At 62.2% G+C, this 15,856-nt stretch carries 16 protein-coding genes; 13 read left to right on the top strand and 3 right to left on the bottom strand.

Going from position 1 to position 15,856, the window contains the following annotated elements; all coding sequences use genetic code 11:
• Positions 1-20: 20 nt before the first annotated feature.
• Positions 21-959: an ABC transporter ATP-binding protein gene (locus tag AC1DXO_RS08825; protein WP_476977757.1), complete on the top strand. Its 939-nt coding sequence runs from the start codon at positions 21-23 to the stop codon at positions 957-959.
• Positions 956-1,720: an ABC transporter permease gene (locus AC1DXO_RS08820; protein ID WP_476977756.1), complete on the top strand. Its 765-nt coding sequence runs from the start codon at positions 956-958 to the stop codon at positions 1,718-1,720. The genes AC1DXO_RS08825 and AC1DXO_RS08820 overlap by 4 nt, the downstream gene beginning before the upstream one ends.
• A 6-nt stretch (positions 1,721-1,726) precedes the next feature.
• Here AC1DXO_RS08820 and AC1DXO_RS08815 read toward each other — a convergent pair whose 3' ends face one another.
• On the bottom strand, positions 1,727-2,461 hold the full coding sequence (locus AC1DXO_RS08815; RefSeq protein WP_476977755.1) for an aspartate/glutamate racemase family protein: 735 nt from the start codon (positions 2,459-2,461) through the stop codon (positions 1,727-1,729).
• Between the two features lie 132 nt (positions 2,462-2,593).
• On the opposite strand from AC1DXO_RS08815, the gene AC1DXO_RS08810 reads away from it, so the two are divergent.
• The 4 genes from AC1DXO_RS08810 (at position 2,594) to AC1DXO_RS08795 (ending at position 7,420) form a co-directional block, all read left to right on the top strand.
• A complete protein-coding gene (locus AC1DXO_RS08810) occupies positions 2,594-3,058 on the top strand; it encodes an Lrp/AsnC family transcriptional regulator (RefSeq protein WP_476977754.1) in 465 nt (154 codons plus the stop codon).
• A 233-nt stretch (positions 3,059-3,291) separates the two neighbouring features.
• Complete coding sequence (locus AC1DXO_RS08805; protein WP_476977753.1) at positions 3,292-4,671, top strand: MFS transporter; 1,380 nt, start codon at positions 3,292-3,294, stop codon at positions 4,669-4,671.
• Positions 4,672-4,748: 77 nt separating this feature from the next.
• Positions 4,749-5,675: an ROK family protein gene (locus AC1DXO_RS08800; protein WP_476977752.1), complete on the top strand. Its 927-nt coding sequence runs from the start codon at positions 4,749-4,751 to the stop codon at positions 5,673-5,675.
• Between the two features lie 65 nt (positions 5,676-5,740).
• Positions 5,741-7,420 (top strand): carboxylesterase/lipase family protein, encoded by a 1,680-nt coding sequence (locus tag AC1DXO_RS08795; RefSeq protein WP_476977751.1) that lies wholly within the window; start codon positions 5,741-5,743, stop codon positions 7,418-7,420.
• Between the two features lie 2 nt (positions 7,421-7,422).
• Here AC1DXO_RS08795 and AC1DXO_RS08790 read toward each other — a convergent pair whose 3' ends face one another.
• Together AC1DXO_RS08790 and AC1DXO_RS08785 are read right to left on the bottom strand one after the other, a co-directional pair.
• Positions 7,423-8,991, bottom strand: coding sequence for a poly(ethylene terephthalate) hydrolase family protein (locus tag AC1DXO_RS08790; RefSeq protein ID WP_476977750.1), 1,569 nt, complete (start codon positions 8,989-8,991; stop codon positions 7,423-7,425).
• Between the two features lie 13 nt (positions 8,992-9,004).
• Positions 9,005-9,496, bottom strand: a complete 492-nt coding sequence (locus AC1DXO_RS08785) for a DUF3828 domain-containing protein (protein ID WP_476977749.1) — start codon at positions 9,494-9,496, stop codon at positions 9,005-9,007.
• 71 nt (positions 9,497-9,567) lie between these two features.
• Between AC1DXO_RS08785 and ybgC the strand changes: the two genes are divergently transcribed.
• From ybgC to pal, 7 genes are all read left to right on the top strand, one after another.
• On the top strand, positions 9,568-10,032 hold the full coding sequence (gene ybgC, locus AC1DXO_RS08780; protein WP_476977748.1) for a tol-pal system-associated acyl-CoA thioesterase: 465 nt from the start codon (positions 9,568-9,570) through the stop codon (positions 10,030-10,032).
• Positions 10,033-10,114: 82 nt separating this feature from the next.
• Positions 10,115-10,843, top strand: a complete 729-nt coding sequence (gene tolQ, locus AC1DXO_RS08775) for a protein TolQ (protein ID WP_476977747.1) — start codon at positions 10,115-10,117, stop codon at positions 10,841-10,843.
• A gap of 4 nt (positions 10,844-10,847) precedes the next feature.
• Positions 10,848-11,348, top strand: a complete 501-nt coding sequence (locus AC1DXO_RS08770; protein WP_476977746.1) for an ExbD/TolR family protein — start codon at positions 10,848-10,850, stop codon at positions 11,346-11,348.
• 1 nt (position 11,349) lies between these two features.
• Entirely contained in the window at positions 11,350-12,159 is an 810-nt protein-coding gene (locus tag AC1DXO_RS08765; RefSeq protein ID WP_476977745.1) for a hypothetical protein, read from the top strand.
• A gap of 66 nt (positions 12,160-12,225) precedes the next feature.
• Positions 12,226-13,578 carry a Tol-Pal system beta propeller repeat protein TolB gene (tolB, locus tag AC1DXO_RS08760; RefSeq protein ID WP_476977744.1) on the top strand — a complete coding sequence of 451 codons (1,353 nt, stop codon included), beginning with the start codon at positions 12,226-12,228 and terminating at the stop codon, positions 13,576-13,578.
• A gap of 9 nt (positions 13,579-13,587) precedes the next feature.
• The gene (gene tolB, locus AC1DXO_RS08755; protein ID WP_476977743.1) at positions 13,588-14,949 is read left to right on the top strand and encodes a Tol-Pal system beta propeller repeat protein TolB; all 1,362 of its coding nucleotides are present in this window, start codon (positions 13,588-13,590) and stop codon (positions 14,947-14,949) included.
• A gap of 305 nt (positions 14,950-15,254) precedes the next feature.
• Positions 15,255-15,815, top strand: a complete 561-nt coding sequence (pal, locus tag AC1DXO_RS08750) for a peptidoglycan-associated lipoprotein Pal (protein WP_476977742.1) — start codon at positions 15,255-15,257, stop codon at positions 15,813-15,815.
• The last annotated feature ends 41 nt before the right edge of the window (positions 15,816-15,856 follow it).

Genomic DNA, 15,856 nt, shown 5'->3' with positions numbered 1-15,856 from the left:
ATAAAAAGGAAACGCCACTCATGCGCGCACCGGCCATCGAAGTCAGGGGTTTGGTCAAGACCTACGGCAAGCTGAAGGCGGTAAGCGGCATCGACCTGACGGTCGAGAGCGGGCAGATCTTCGCCATATTGGGGCCCAATGGCGCCGGCAAGACCACAACGGTCGAGATACTGGAAGGCTTTGTAACGCGCGACGCCGGTCAGGTGTCGGTGCTGGGGTACGACCCGGCCAAGGGCGCTGCGGCGCTGAAGGAACGTATCGGTATCGTGACGCAGGAGACGGTGGCCGATCCCTATCTGACCGTCGTCGAGCTGGTCAGCCTGATTGCCGGCACCTATGCCCGGCCGCGGCCGGTCGATGAGGTGATCGACCTGGTAGGGTTAAGCGACAAGCGCAAGGTTCGGGCCGGCAAGCTGTCGGGTGGTCAGAAGCGCCGGCTGGACGTGGCCCTGGCCCTGGTCGGCGATCCCGACCTGATCTTTCTCGACGAGCCGACAACCGGGTTCGATCCAGACGCCCGGCGCGAGGCGTGGGAGGTGATCGCCGGCCTGCGCGACCTGGGCAAGACGATCGTCCTGACCACCCACTATATGGATGAGGCCGAGCGGTTGGCAGACCGGATCGCCGTGATTGCCGGCGGGCAGATCATTGCCGAAGGCACGCCGGAGGACCTGGGCGGACGCGGTGCGGCACGAACACGCATACGTTTCAAGTTACCGCCGGGGGCGGCGTTGCCCGTGGGCTTGACGGCCCTGGCGCGTACGGACGGTGAATTTGTGGAGCTGAGCGCTGAGGAGCCGGTGCGGGTGCTGCATGACCTGACCGGCTGGGCTTTGGCCCTGGGTGTGGACTTGGCGGGGCTGGACGTATCACGGCCCAGCCTGGAGGACACCTATCTCTCGCTGATTGCGCGCGTGGGCACCATGGAAACCACCCCTGAACAAGGCAAGCCGTCATGAAACGCTGGCTCCACCTGACCGGACTTCATCTGCGCTATGTCAATCTGTCGTTCTGGCGCAACCCGAGCGCGGCCTTCTTCGGCATGGCGTTTCCGCTGATGTTCCTGGTGATCAATGCGCTGCTGCTGGGCGACAACACCATGGAGATAGGCGGGCAAAAGGTTGGCCTGGCGACATTTTACGTTGCCGGCATGTCGGTCTTTGCCGTCATCATGACCTGTTTCACCAACCTGGCCGTATCGATCCTGTTCGACCGTGACCAGGGGCGGCTGAAACGCCTGCGCGGGACCCCGACGCCGGTATCGGCTTATATCGTTGCCCGCGTACTGTTCGCCGTCTTTGTTGGTTTGCTGACCTCCGGCCTGTGCGTGGCGATCGGGGTCGCCTTCTTCAAGGTTCAGGTGCAGGTTTTGCATCTGCCATTGTTTTTTGCCTGCCTGGGTCTGGGCGCCTGTGCGCTGGCCGCTATCGCGCTGGCCGCGGTGGCCGTTATCCCCAACGCGCAGGCGGGGCCAGCCATGCTGAACCTCCTGACCTTTCCGGTCGTGTTTATCTCCGGTGTCTTCTATCCCATGCATGGCGCGCCGGCCTGGCTGGCCACCGTGGCTGGCAGCCTGCCGGTCCGTCCCTTGGCCAATGCGGCGATCGGCGCCTTCTTCGGGCTCGGCGTGTCGTGGCGGGAACTGCTGGTCCTGCTGGCCTGGGCCGTTGGCGGCGTCCTGGTCGCTGCGAAGTTTTTCCGCTGGCAGCCGGCGCGTTGAACACCCTCAAATCATCGCCATTTCCAGCGATAGTTCGTCGTTGGCGACCGTAACGCCGAAAGCAAATTCGACGGCTGCGGCGGCATGAATCGCCGTGGAATCGAAGACGGGCAGGGGCAGGTCGTCCGCCGTCACCGACAAACCCAGCTCCGTGCAGCCCAGAATGACGCTGTCCGCGCCGGCCGCGCTGCCGCGCTGGGTCATGGCGATCAGGGCGCGGCGGGCGGTATCGCTGACGATACCCTGGCACAGTTCGTCGAAGATGGCGTCGTGACAGGCCAGGCGGTCACAGGCTTCGGGAACCACGACATCGAGGCCGTGGCGGGCGAGGTGCTGGGCGTAAAAGCCGTCTTCCATCGTGTAGCGCGTTGCCAGCAGCAGCGGCCGCCGGTGTCCCCTGCGTTTCAGCGCATGCGCCGTTTCGTCAATGATGTTGATCAGGGGGATGCCGATCCGGCTGGCTACCGTCGGGGCAATCTTGTGCATGGTATTGGTGCAGATCAGCAGGCAGTCCGCGCCGGCGCGTTCCAGGCCCTGGGCTGCGTCGCTTAGGAGCCTGGCCGCGTCGTCCCAGCGGCCGGCCTTTTGCAGCGCCACGACCACGCGGAAGTCCAGCGAGCGCATGACGATATCCGCCGACGCCAGGTCACCGCAGCGCAGCCGCACGGCCTCATTGACCAGGCGATAATAGACGGCGGTGCTTTCCCAGCTCATCCCGCCCAGCAGACCGATCTTGCGCATGAACAATTTTACCCATGAATTGAAACCTATATTCCGCATGATAGCGCGGAAATAGGTGAATTGGCGCGCTTATTGAGTGACATTTTGTCGATTTTTTGCAATAATTAGGCGTCATTGTCGGAAAGTGTGCAAATGTTAGATGATCGCGACCGCCGGCTGCTCGCCCTTCTGCAAAAGGACAGCGATACGCCATTGGCCGACCTCGCCGAACGTGTTCACCTGTCGCCCTCGGCCTGTTCGCGCCGTATCGGCCGGCTGCGCGAAGACGGGTATATTCACGGCAATATCGCCGTGCTGGACCGCAAACGGATGAATGTCGCCGCCACGGTCTTTGTCATGATCAAGACGGCGAGCCATACGCCGGACTGGCTGGAACGGTTTCGCGCCGCGGTCGCCGATATCCCCGAAATCGTCGAGGCGCATCGTCTGGCCGGCAATCTCGACTATATCGTCAAGGTCGTGGCAAGCGACATTGCCCACTATGACGTCATCTACAAGACCCTGGTAAGTCGCATCGAGTTGTTCGATATTTCGGCCTATTTCGCCATGGAGACGCTGAAGGATGGCACGGCGGTACCGACGACTTTCGCTGTATAACTGCGGTGCAAGCTTTGGTTAAATCTCGCCTGATGCGGCATGCGGGCTTGTCTGACAATTACGAGGGCGCTAAACGTACCGGACGGCAAATCGTTAAAAATTTCGCAATAGCGGTGTTTTTCATTTGCCAAGGTCGCAAAAACGGGTTTTTTGCAATTTGATTTAATTAATCGGTGAGGTCAGGGTCCGGCCCGCGTCACTCATCCACAACTGTGCACAGGCAGGTAAGTAAAATGTCAGACTCCGCAGCAGCCCCTAAAAGTGGGGGCGGTGGCCTTCTTCTCGCCGTCGTTTACGTCACGTGTCTCTTCTTCATCTGGGCGTTCGTTACGAACCTGATCGACCCGCTCGTCAAGAGCATGAAGGTCATCTACACCCTGACCGATTTCGAGACGCAGCTTAACCAATTCGCCTTCTTCATCGCCTACGGCATCATGTCGATCCCGTCGGCCGCCTATCTGGCCAAGAACGGCTACGCCAAGTCCATCATCCTGGGCCTGATCGGCATCGTCGCCGGCTGCCTGATCGCCTGGTCGACCGCCTATTCGCACAACTTCATCACCGTGCTGCTGGGCCTGTTCGTCGCGGCTTCCGGCATCACCCTTCTGCAGGTGGCGGCCAATCCGCTCATCGCCTCGATGGGCGATATGAAGAACGCCGCGTTCCGCCTCAACCTGTCGCAGGCCTTCAACTCGATGGGCGCCTATCTGGGCGGCATCTTCGGCGCCGCATTCCTGCTCAAGGGCGACCTGTTCCTGAAGGACACGGTCATCACGCAGGCGATGAAGGATGTCGGTCTCGGCTTCGTGACCAATGTCTATCTGCTGCTGGCCGCCGTCCTGGCCGTCTTCACCCTGGCCGTCTTCCTGGTCCGTAACACCATCACGACGCACGCGCCGAAAATGGCTGTGCACACGGAATCGCCGTTCAAGGCCTTCGGCTCGAAATGGGCCAATCTGGGCTCGCTGGGCATCTTCCTCTATGTCGGCGCCGAAGTCTGCGTTATTTCGGGGATGATCTTCTTCCTCGAACAATCGCAGATCATGAACATTCCGTCGCAGGTCGCCGGCTACATCGGTCCGATCTTCATGCTGTTCGCCATGTTCGGCCGCTTCATCGGTTCGGTCCTGCTGCGTTCCATCAAGCCGACAACCATGCTGGCATTTGTGGCCACCGGTGCTTCGATCCTTTGCGTGGTCGTCATAGCGACCTTCAGCATGCCGGCGACCGAACTGGGCGGCTCCGTCATGTTGCCGGGCGCCGAGAAGGCCAGTCTGCTGACCACGGGCTTTATCCCGGGCTGCGCGGCCATCCTGATCGGCCTGTTCAACTCGATCATGTTCCCGACCATCTTCACCATCACCCTGGAACGTTCGTCGGCTCCGGCCTCGTCGACCTCGGGCCTGATGTGCATGGCGATCTGCGGCGGCGGGTTCATCTCGATCCTGTACGGCTTCACGGTCGACCAACTGGTTGCCCATTTCCCGATCGGCGCCCGTTCGCTGGCCTTCGGTGTGCCGCTGCTCTGCTACCTCTACGTCCTGTGGTTCTCGCAGGCCGCCAAGAGCGCACCGGTTCACGCCATCGAAGAAGGCGTGAGCGCGGGCCACTAAGCCTGGCTGAAATAAAGACCCCCGGCGTCGCCGCCGGGGGTCTGTTTTTTTGACTTAACTCCATAGACGCGAATTTCATGTTGTATGTCGGTGTAGATTTCGGTGGGACCAAGATTGAGGCGGCAGCCCTGTCGCAGAACGGGACCTTTCTGTCGCGGCAGAGAGAACCCAATCCGGGTAACTATACGGATGCGCTGAAGACCGTCTGCGACCTGATTCATCGTGTTGAAGCCGAGGCCAAGCGTCAGGATCCGTCGCTGAGCCAGCGCATCGCCACAATAGGTGTCGGCGCACCTGGCTCGGTCAGTCCGCGCACTGGTGTCATGCGCAATGCCAATTCGACCTGGTTGAACGGCAAGACCTTTCGCGAGGATCTGGAAAAGGCGTTGCAGCGTCCGGTCAGACTGGCCAACGACGCCAACTGCCTGGCCCTGTCCGAAGCCGTCGACGGTGCGGCCAAGGGATTGAAGACCGTTTTTGCCATCATCGTCGGTACGGGATGTGGTGGCGGACTGGTCGTTGACGGCCATATGATCGAAGGCGCCAATGGCCTGACCGGCGAGTGGGGGCATATCCCGCTGCCTTGGCAAAAGCCTGACGAATTTCCTGGTCCGACCTGCTGGTGCGGTCAGAAGGGCTGCCTGGAGACATGGGTATCGGGCACCGGCTTTGCCCGCGACTATCTGACGGTGACCGGTCGGCCGATGCGCGGCGAAGACATCATCAACGGCATGCGCGCCGGCGATCCCGATGCCGAAGCGGCCTTCGACCGGCTGCTCGACCGGCTGGGGCGCGGCATGGCGCTGGCTGTCAATATGCTGGATCCCGATGCCTTCGTGTTCGGCGGCGGCCTGTCCAACGTCCATGAAATCTACGACCGCCTGCCTGGCAAGATCCAGCCCTATGTGTTCAGCGATGGCTGGCGGGCCGAGCTGAAGCCGGCGCAATGGGGGGATTCCTCCGGCGTGCGCGGCGCGGCCTATCTCTGGGCACAGGGACACTGACGGTCATGCGGCACGCCGCAACCGGATGGGCATTAATTCCGATTTTGGCGTTGATGGTGCTGCCGGTGGCGGCCCAAGAAACGCCGGCCCAGGGGCCTAATGGCCGCTATCACGCCGTGGTTCCCGGCGTGACGTCGCGCCCTATGCCGCCGATTGTGACCACGCCGCCACAGGCTGAACCGATCGCCCAGCAAAGCCTGGATGCGCCCCCGCCCCCCTTCGCCGAGGCTTCGGGCGGCAGCCCCCCCGAAACGACGACGCCTGAGTCTGTCGGGCCCAAACCGGATATCGTCGTCCAGACCGCATCGGGCGCACTGGGCGGTGAGAAGTTGTGGGACGGCAGCTATGCCTTCAGGGCCGTGCCGTTCGGCCGCCCGCCGGTCGGCGATCTGCGCTGGCGTGCACCGGAAAGCCCGCGGCCGTGGCAGGGCGTACGCTATGTCAAGGACTCAGCACCGGCCTGCCTGCAGGTATCGTATGGCTGGCAAAAGGAGATGGCGGATGCCAGCTCCGAGGATTGTCTCTATCTCGAAGTGCGCACGCCCGATCTCGGTCTGCGGTCGGGCACAAGGCTGCCGGTCATGGTGTTTATACATGGCGGCGCCAATCGCGCCGGTGGCGGGGCAGGCACCATTATGGCCGGTTTCGCGCCGAAGGGCGTGGTCATCGTCTCGCTGCAATATCGCCTGGGCGTTTTCGGTTTCCTGTCACATCCCGCACTGACGCACGAGCAGGGTGGGGCGTCGGGCAACTACGCCCTGATGGATCAGATCAAGGCGCTGGAATGGGTGCGCGACAATATTGCGGGCTTCGGCGGCGACCCGGATAATGTCACGATTTTCGGCCATAGCGCCGGCGCCCAGGACGTCGGTCTGCTGCTGGCCTCGCCCCTGGCGAAGGGGCTGTTTCACAAGGCGATTTCCGAAAGCGGGCCGCCGCAATTCGGTTTGCCGCCGCGCAGCCTGGCGCAAAACGAGGCCATGGGCGTCGAATTGGCGCGGCGCTACAGTATGAATGCCGCCCCCGACAGCGCCGAGGCCCTGGCCGATCTGCGCCGCACGCCGGCCGTGACCTTGCAGGCGGCAGCGGACAAGCTGCCGGTGCCGATCGACGACGACTCGTTTATCTGGCTTCAGGCTGTAGTTGACGGCAAGGTTCTGCCGCGCGCCCCGCAAGACGTCTTCCGCGCCGGTGAGGCCGCCCATGTGCCGCTGATCATTGGCGTCTCGGCCCAGGAACTGGGACTGCATGGTGGCAAGGACGCCATCTATCCGACGATCTTCAAGGCGTTCGGCAGCAACCGTTTCAAGGCCATGCGCTTCTACCGCATCGATACCGGCAATAAGGTCAAGGCCGATCCATTGCTCGGAGACACCGCCATGCAGTTGTCGACCGACATCATGATGCGCTGTCCGGCCGACTGGACGGCGGCCTATATGACCGCCGCCGGGAATAATGCCTGGCTGTATCACCTCGGCGTCAATTATGGCCAAGGTACGGTGCATCACGGCTCGGAACTGCAGTTCGTCATGAACCCGCGTCCGGACGGGGAGGGCGACGCCACATGGCCGCCCTTGCTCGACTATTGGGTTCGGTTCGCGAAGACAGGCAATCCCAATGGGCCAGGTCTGCCGGACTGGCCGCGCTACGGCAACGACAATGCCTATATCGATTTCACGACGCGCGGACCCTATGCGCGGACGGCATTGCGCGGGCCTCTGTGCGCCTTGCGCGATACGCCGTAGGATCAGGGCAACGACTTCAGGCGCGCCTCTTCGTTGGCGATAAAGCCCGCCCGGTCGGCGTCGGCGATCGCCGAATCCCTGGCTGCCAGTTCGATCGCTTGTTGAAGCGCTTTTTTGGCACCGGCGACGTCGCCGACAGCCAGATAGGCGTCGGTGAGACTGTCCTGCGGGTTGGCGGCAGCCGGATAGGCCCAGGCCGCCAACTGGAAAATGATCAGGGCAACTTTTGGACGGCCCTGGCCCAGCAGGCTGTAACCGAGACTGTTATAGTCGCCGGCGTCGATACACATGGCCAGGGACACCTTGTCGCAGGCCTTCAGGATCAGGGCCTTGGCGTCGTCCAGGCTGTGTGACACGGCGTAGTCCGCCATCTCGGCTGGCGTCGGTGGAACAGCGGCCGGCGCGATATGCCGGACAGCATTGGGCAGATTGTTTGTGGTCGCCGTCCAGCCGGTAGTGACGCCGCTAATGTGCGCGTCGAGGAAGCTGCCGACTATGCCGGCGGCCAGTTTGAAACCGGCGGCGCCCGTATCGCGGTTCCAGCCGGTTGCAGCGTAAGACGGGTCCGTCGCCGTATTGTATATCTGTCCGACCATGGCGAAGCTGGTGAAATCGCTGTGGTGGATGTGGTTTAAGGTTATCAAATGGCGATCGGCGTATCGCAGTCGGTCGATCGCGGTCAGGTCGAGGTCGGCGCCCTGTTGGCCGGCTGCTCGGCGAAGGTCAAGCACGGCCGCCCGAACCTTGAGCGGGCCGTAGCCATAGGCGCCGTCCAGTATGGCCGTTGAACCGCGAAAGCCGTAGGTGCCGTCGAGGCCGATGACCGCCGATATATTGCCCTGACGGGCGGCAAAGACCAGGGCTTCGACCCCGCCGATACTATGGCCCATGACAGCCGTGCGCGTCATGTCGACCGGAGCATAACGGCCCATCTGCGAAGCGGCGTATTCCATATCCCTGACGGAGGATTCCAGACCATCCGGCGACACCGACTGAAACGGTTGCTGGTCCGATACGCCGACCAGCGACACAGCGACAAAAACGTAGCCGTGGCTGGCCAGATATTCCGCCAGGACGCTGTTGCTGTCGATAGCGGCATTCAGGCCGCCAAAATAGAAGACAACCGGAAAACGGCCGGCGGCGGGCCGGGCGTTCAACGACGCCATCATCGACTGAGCCAGCAGTTGCGGCAGTTGTGCGGCGCTGACGGCGCCTGTCGCCTCACTGCGGCTGCGCTGGGTCATCAGGTCGTGCAAGGCGACGAAATCGGCCGGCGCCGCCGGCGCAATGTAGTCGCCGAAGGTCATGGCCTTGGTTTTGGCTGCAGAGTTGCGCGCCGGGTACCATATATCGATTTGGACTGGTTTGCCCTGGCGGTCGGGGGTGAACCTGCCGTCATAGGTCCGTGTGACGCGCCAGCTACGCGACCGATCGTGGACAAAAACCGCTTTAAAACCGACGGCGTACGGACCGGATTGCAGGTCGCCCCACAGCGCCGGGGCAGGTCGGGCCTCCACGGGCGCGCAGACGAACCACAGGAGGGCGGTCAGACAGCTGAGCAGGTGGCGCATGGGTGGTTTCTTATTAGTTAAGCAGGGTCTTGATCGAGACTGTCTCCGTGACCTTGCCGGCGTCGTCCAGGATCTGGTCTTCGATATCATCGATTTTCCAGTCGGTACCCTCCTGAATGAAATAGTACTTCACCTGCTGACTATACTGGCCGTTCCGGAACGTCGCCGTGACAATGACCGGAGGGGCATACGGCCACACCTCGTCGAGGGAAAAGTTCGCCAACTCCCAATCCTGGCCATTGATAATGACATCCCAGTCGAGATTGCAGATGCCTTCGCGCTTCATGCACGCCTGGTCCTTGTCGATCGCCGCAATGAAGGCCTTGGTGGCGAAGGGACGAATCCGGTCCATGGCGCTTGCCATGTCGTCGGTTTCGGCATGGGGATCGGCCAGGTACGGGGCGTAAAGCTTGCCGACGATCTGCGAGGGCGAATCGGCCGCAGCGGCCATGGCGGGCGACACGAGGGCCGTGAGGAGCGCGACAAGCGCCAGTGTTCGATACATGTTTGCCCCGCGATGAAAGTCGATGCGGCTTAACCCTAGCAGGGTTTTACGGGATGCACTAGAACTGTCCGATGAGCGAGATTCCCGAACAGCCCCTGGCCGGGCGATTGGTCGATGACGAGCACCACCTGCTGGTCCGCGTCTATTACGAGGACACCGATTTTTCCGGCGTCGTCTATTACGCCAACTATATGAAGTTCTTCGAACGTGGGCGTTCGGACTTCCTGCGCCTGATCGGCATTCATCATCGCGAACTGGCGCAGATGGATCCGCCGCTCGCTTTTGCGGTCGCCCATATCGACGTCACCTACAAGGCGCCGGCACGAATCGACGATATCCTGCTGGTCCGCTCGCGGTCGACCGGCATGAAGGGGGCGCAGTTTTTTCTGCATCAGCGCATTGAACGCGAAGGGGTTTTGCTATGCGAGGCGCGTTTCGATGCGGTGTGTATCGGCTTCGACGGGCGGCCAAGGCGCTTGCCCAAGACGCTGGCAGATGTGATAAATCGGACGGTTATCGACGAAAATGACGCCTGACGGTCGAGATAGGCCATAGAATTGTCGTGAAACTTGGGGCAAAGTCGCTCCATATTTGGATTAACTTTATTGGGGGTGCGTCATGGACGCCGTTTCCGCCTCTTCCGCCACGTCTGCCGCGGCGAGCACGTCGACGATGGATTTCATCCATCTGTTCATGAATGCCGACTGGGTGGTGAAGGTCGTCATGGCCATCCTGGTCTTCGCGTCCCTGTGGTCGTGGGCCATTATCGTGCAGAAAAGCCTGGGCCTTGGCCGGATCAACAAGGAGGCCGACTCGTTCGAGGCTGCCCTGAGCTCCGGCCGGGCGCTCGACGATATTGCGGCCTCCATCGGCCCCAGTCCCAAGGAGCCGTTCCAGAAGCTGCTGGTCACCGTGACCGGCGCCTGGCGCGATTACAAGGGGCGCACGATCAGTCCGGCGCAGAGCGATCTGCTGGTGGCGCAGGTCGATCGCGAGCTGTCGCACATCATTACCAGCGAGGCCGACAATGTCGAAGACGGGCTCAGCATCCTGGCCGTCATCGCGACGGCATCACCCTTCATGGGGCTGTTCGGCACCGTATGGGGCATCATGAACGCCTTTTCGGCCATTGCATCGCAGGGTGACACCAACCTGGCCACTGTGGCGCCGGCAATCTCGGAGGCCCTGTTTGCCACGGCTATGGGCCTGTTCGCCGCCATCCCGGCCTATGTCGCCTTCAACCTGTTCAATGCCCGGGTCAGCCGCTTCACGGGCCGCATGGAAAGTTTTGCCGACGAACTGATGGTGTCGCTGACCCGTCGTCTCGGCGACAAGCTGGGAGGCTGAGACCATGGCCATGGGAGCAAGCGGAGGCGGAGGCGGTGGCCGCCGGTCGAACCGGCGGGTCAGGCGGCGCAACGCCCTGTCCGAAATCAACGTCACGCCGATGGTAGACGTCATGCTGGTGCTGCTGATCATCTTCATGATCTCAGCGCCGCTGCTGAATTCCGGTATCAAGATCAATCTGCCGAAGACCGAGGCCGCTGCGCTGAAGGATGAGAGCGAGCCGATCACCGTGACGGTCGCAAAGGACGGCACGCTGTACGTCAACGACGTGGCGGCTACCTACGAACAGCTGACGCCGCGTCTGCTGGCCATGACGCAAAATGAGACCGACAAACCGATCTTTATCCGTGGCGACGCCGGCGCCAGTTTCGGCGTGGCCGCCCAGGTCATGGGCAAGCTGTCGAGTTCGGGCTTTACCAAGATCAGCATCGTGACCGACCCCATGGGAAAGAGCACAGCGGGCGCATCCGCAGTTTCCGCTTCTGCGGGAGCGGCATCGAAGTAGAATGCAGCGGTCTCTTCCGTCATTCCTGGTCTCTCTGCTCCTGCACATAGGCTTGCTTTTGCTCGCCTATGTCGGCTGGACGACATCGTCCAAGCCGGTCAAGGTGACGTCGGTGGCGGTCGAGATCGTGGCCGATGCGCCCAGCCATGAAATGGTGCCGACGCCGGTGGACCCTTTGGCGGTCGTGCAGCCGGCGCCCGAGCCTGCCCCGGAAGACGTGGTCGAGCCGCCGAAGCCCGACCCCGCCCCCAAGTTGCCCGTACCTGAGCCGCAAAAGGCGACGGCGCCGGCCAAACCTGAGAAGAAGCCTGAGGCGCCGAAGAAGGACAAGACCCCGCCGGCCAAGGACGGCCTGAAAAAGCCGGCACCGGACAAGAAGGTCTCGGCGGCCGACGCCATGCTGGCCGCCGCGGCTGCGCCGCCCACCACGCCGTCTAAAAGGCCGGCGCGGCCCAGCACCCAGGCGACGAACGGCCAGTCGCAGACCGGCAAGGCGCCGCAGGATGCCGGGCTGGAAAGCGATATCAAAGCCTTGTCTAAGCGGCTCGGCCGCCTGTGGACCCTCAACTGCGATGTTCCGGGCAGCGACCGGATCAAGCCGGACATCCGCTTTACCCTGTCGCCCAACGGCCGGGTGATAAAGGGACCCGAATGGGCTAACCGCCGTGCCGATCCGGTGTGGGAAGCCGGGGCCAACCTGGCGATCGCCGCGGTCAGGAAGGGTGAGCCCTACACCGATCTGCCGTCGGGTCTTTACAACAGATCCCTGTTGATTACGTTCGACGCTCCCGAAGTTTGCCGTGGGCGATAACCGCCACAATCCCGCCCGCCTGACCGTCTACATTTGCCTCCATCGCCTGTTTCTGAGAGATAAACCATGAGCCAAAGCCTTGAGCGCCTATCGAGACGCACGCTTTTGCGCCTATTACCGGCGGCAGGCACGCTTGCCGCGATCACCGGGGCGGCGCCTGTTTTAGCGCAGGATGAGTTGCGTGGCACGGTGACCGAGGGCAATATCCAGCCCCTGGCGATCGCCATCGCCATCAATGGGACCGACGCCAGCGGCAATGCCATCGGCGAGCAGATTTCCAAGGTGGTGTCGGCCGATCTGGAGCGTTCGGGCTATTTTGCGCCGATCGATCCCAATGCCTTTATCCAGACTTCGCTCGACCCGAGCATCATACCCGACTATCCCAGCTGGACGGCGATCAATGCCCAGTTTCTCGCCAACGGCCGCGCCTACGTTAATGCCGACGGCCGTTTGCAGGTCGATTTCCGCCTGTGGGACATCTATTCGCAGAAGCAATTGCTGGGGCAGTCGCTGGGCGCTCCGCCAGAAAACTGGCGCCGCATCGCCCACAAGATCGCCGACGCCATCTATCAAAAACTGACTGGCCAGGACGGCTATTTTGACACGCGTATCGTCTTCGTCGCCGAAAGCGGCAAGCGCGGGGCGCGCGTCAAGCGGCTGGCCATCATGGACCAGGACGGCGCCAATCCGCAGTATCTGACCGACGGCTCGACCAAGGTCATCACACCGCGCTTCTCGGCCGACAGCCAGGAAGTCGCCTATATGGCGCTGAGCGCCGATTCCGCGCGCATCTATGTCTTCAATCTGGAGACCGGCCGACAGGAATCGCTGGGTGAAATCAGGGGCATGGTGTTCGCGCCGCGCTTCTCGCCCGATGGCAACAAGCTGGCTTTTTCGGTGTCGACCGGCGCCAATTCCGACATCTATGTCATGAACCTGCGTACGCGGGCGATGAGCCGTATCACGTCGGACCCGGCCATCGACACGTCTCCGTCCTTCTCGCCGGACGGGTCACGCATCGCCTTTACCTCGGATCGTGGCGGCTCGCCGCAGATCTATGTCATGAACGCCGATGGTTCGGGCGTGCACCGCATCACGTTTGGCGGCGGCATCTATTCAACGCCGGTCTATTCGCCCAAGGGCGACATGATCGCCTTCACCAAGCAATCCCAGGGCCGGTTCTCGATCGGCGTAATGAATCCGGACGGCGGCGGTGAGCGGCTTTTGACCTCTTCCTATCTGGAGGAGGGGCCGACCTGGGCGCCCAACGGCCGCTACATCATGTTCTTCCGCGAGCCCCCAGGCGCCTTGCCGTCCTTGTGGACGGTCGAGGTTACCGGCCGCATCGAACGGCCCGTGCCCTATTCCGGTGGGGCGTCCGATCCGGCATGGTCACCCGTGCTGAAAGATTCCAAGTAGTCGCGCGCAATGAGAGTGCGAGACTCCTACAGACTGGGCGTGGCGTGCGCCTTCGGCCTGGTCGTCATGACGGGGGCGCGGGCGCCCGTCCATGCCCAGGGCCAGACCCAGGCCGTTGCACCGCAGCCGGTCGCGGCGGCAGATACCGCGGTGGCGCAGCCGGCGCCGATCGCCATTGCGATCAAGGGCGAGGGACCAGCCGGCGTCAGCTATGGCGCCGAGATTTCGAGCGTGATCGCGGCCGACCTGGAACAGTCGGGTGTCTTTTCGACGCTGGATCCGGCCAGCTTTGCCGGGATAGCGGCGGACGTGAACATTATCCCGGACTATTCCGGCTGGAAGGCTGTCAAGGCCCGCTACCTCGGTAACGGCCGCGCGCTGATGACCGGCGATGGCCGCCTGCGCGTCGATTTTCGCCTGTGGGATATCGATTCGCATGCGCAGGTTCTCGGGCAAAGTGCTGCGGCCGTGCCGGAAAACGGACGTCGTATCGGGCACAAGATCGCCGACACCATTTACGCAAAGGTAACCGGCGAGGAGGGGCGGTTTGAAACACGCATTGCTTTCGTGGCGGAAAGCGGCACCGGTGCCGCCCGTGTCAGGCGCCTGGCCATTATGGACCAGGACGGCGCCAATATGCAGTACCTGACCGACGCCTCGACTGCGGTGGCGACGCCGCGCTTTTCGGCCGACGGCCAGGAAATTGCCTATGTCGCTCTGAAACAGGATGGCGCGCGCATCCTTGTTTTCAACATCGAAACCGGTCGCCAGGAATCGCTCGGCAATATCAAGGGCGCCTTGTCGGCGCCACGCTTCTCGCCCGACGGGACGCAACTGGCCTTTTCGGTGTCGGCCGACGGCAATTCCGACATCTACGTCATGAACCTGCGTTCGCGGGCCATGAACCGCGTTACGTCAGGGACAGCCGCCGACACGTCGCCGTCCTTTTCGCCCGACGGTTCGCACATCGTCTTTGCGTCCGACCGCAGCGGGACGCCGCAGATTTATGTCATGCTGGCCGACGGTTCGGATGTGCGACCGCTGACCACAGGCGGCGACACCTATGCGTCGCCGGCGTTTTCACCCAAGGGGGACCTGATCGTCTTCACTAAACGGTCAGGAATGGGGCGGTCAGGGACTGGCTTCGTTATCGGCGTTATGAATGCCGATGGCAGCGGTGAGCGACTGCTGACCCCGCCGGGCACAGACATGACGCCCTGTTGGGCGCATAGTGGCCGCGACATTCTCTTTGTTCGGGAAACATCTGCGGGACTGCCCACCCTGTGGACGATAGACACGAGGCGAAGCCGGGCGCGTGCCGTGTTGTATAGTGGTGCGGCTTCGGATCCGGACTGGTCGCCGCGCCTTTGATTCCAAGCTGCAATGATCCTTACTCATTGCAGCTTGGCAAGGGCGCCAGAAAACGCACTTGGGCCGCCAGAGCTTATGCGAGGAGCCATGCGGCGTCTGAGCTACAATAGGTGTAAAGTTACCGTTATCGGCCGCTTTACCCCAGCGACGTGAAATAAATTCGATGTTGCACTTTATGTCGCCTTTAGTTTGACAAATTGAAAAAGGCATATCATCGTGATGGGTAATAAGATTTTTTTGACGCGTAGATGTCATGAAGTCGTGAAAATAGACTTTGGTCTCATAAATTGGTGAAGGGAATTCATATGACTGTACCGGCGAAGTCCGTTCTTAAAGTGGCCCTTGTGGCCTTTGTCCTGACCGCGCTCGCAGCCTGCTCGGAAAAACCCAAGCCGGTGATCGACACGACCCCGACAGTCCCGTCCACGCCCAGCCAGCCGGCGCCGATGCCCAGCGTCCCGCCCACGCGCACGGAATTGCCGCCTGTCGGCGTCGTGCCGGGCTCGCAGCAGGATTTTGTCGTCAATGTCGGCGACCGCATCTATTTCGACACCGACCAGTCGTCGATCCGCGCTGACGCCCAGGGCGTTCTGGCGGCCCAGGCAGCCTGGCTGGTTCGTTATCCGGCCGTCAAGGTGCGCATCGAAGGCAATGCCGACGAACGCGGCACGCGCGAATACAACTTCGCTCTGGGCGCTCGCCGCGCCCAGGCCGTGGCTGACTTCCTGACCGGCCGCGGTGTCGTCCCCGGTCGTATTGCCACCATCTCCTACGGCAAGGAAAATCCGATCGCCACTGGCTCTGATGAGGATGCCTGGCAACAGAACCGCAACGCCCACACCGCGATCACGTCGGGCGCCCAGTAGTACTGTTAAGGTAATCCGTTTTAAATTTTCGGTTGAAGTCG

The sequence above is a fragment of the Asticcacaulis sp. P2_C5 genome, assembly GCF_056404555.1.
Note: the sequence above shows the minus strand (reverse complement) of the source record. Positions and strands in the feature narration are given on the sequence as shown.

Coding starts and splice junctions, on each gene's coding strand:
- tolB (WP_476977744.1), top strand. CDS start 12,226: ATGAGCCAAAGCCTTGAGCGCCTATCGAGACGCACGCTTTTGCGCCTA.
- AC1DXO_RS08820 (WP_476977756.1), top strand. CDS start 956: ATGAAACGCTGGCTCCACCTGACCGGACTTCATCTGCGCTATGTCAAT.
- pal (WP_476977742.1), top strand. CDS start 15,255: ATGACTGTACCGGCGAAGTCCGTTCTTAAAGTGGCCCTTGTGGCCTTT.
- AC1DXO_RS08825 (WP_476977757.1), top strand. CDS start 21: ATGCGCGCACCGGCCATCGAAGTCAGGGGTTTGGTCAAGACCTACGGC.
- AC1DXO_RS08815 (WP_476977755.1), bottom strand. CDS start 2,461: ATGCGCAAGATCGGTCTGCTGGGCGGGATGAGCTGGGAAAGCACCGCC.
- AC1DXO_RS08810 (WP_476977754.1), top strand. CDS start 2,594: ATGTTAGATGATCGCGACCGCCGGCTGCTCGCCCTTCTGCAAAAGGAC.
- AC1DXO_RS08765 (WP_476977745.1), top strand. CDS start 11,350: ATGCAGCGGTCTCTTCCGTCATTCCTGGTCTCTCTGCTCCTGCACATA.
- AC1DXO_RS08790 (WP_476977750.1), bottom strand. CDS start 8,991: ATGCGCCACCTGCTCAGCTGTCTGACCGCCCTCCTGTGGTTCGTCTGC.
- AC1DXO_RS08800 (WP_476977752.1), top strand. CDS start 4,749: ATGTTGTATGTCGGTGTAGATTTCGGTGGGACCAAGATTGAGGCGGCA.
- AC1DXO_RS08770 (WP_476977746.1), top strand. CDS start 10,848: ATGGCCATGGGAGCAAGCGGAGGCGGAGGCGGTGGCCGCCGGTCGAAC.
- tolQ (WP_476977747.1), top strand. CDS start 10,115: ATGGACGCCGTTTCCGCCTCTTCCGCCACGTCTGCCGCGGCGAGCACG.
- tolB (WP_476977743.1), top strand. CDS start 13,588: ATGAGAGTGCGAGACTCCTACAGACTGGGCGTGGCGTGCGCCTTCGGC.
- ybgC (WP_476977748.1), top strand. CDS start 9,568: ATGAGCGAGATTCCCGAACAGCCCCTGGCCGGGCGATTGGTCGATGAC.
- AC1DXO_RS08805 (WP_476977753.1), top strand. CDS start 3,292: ATGTCAGACTCCGCAGCAGCCCCTAAAAGTGGGGGCGGTGGCCTTCTT.
- AC1DXO_RS08785 (WP_476977749.1), bottom strand. CDS start 9,496: ATGTATCGAACACTGGCGCTTGTCGCGCTCCTCACGGCCCTCGTGTCG.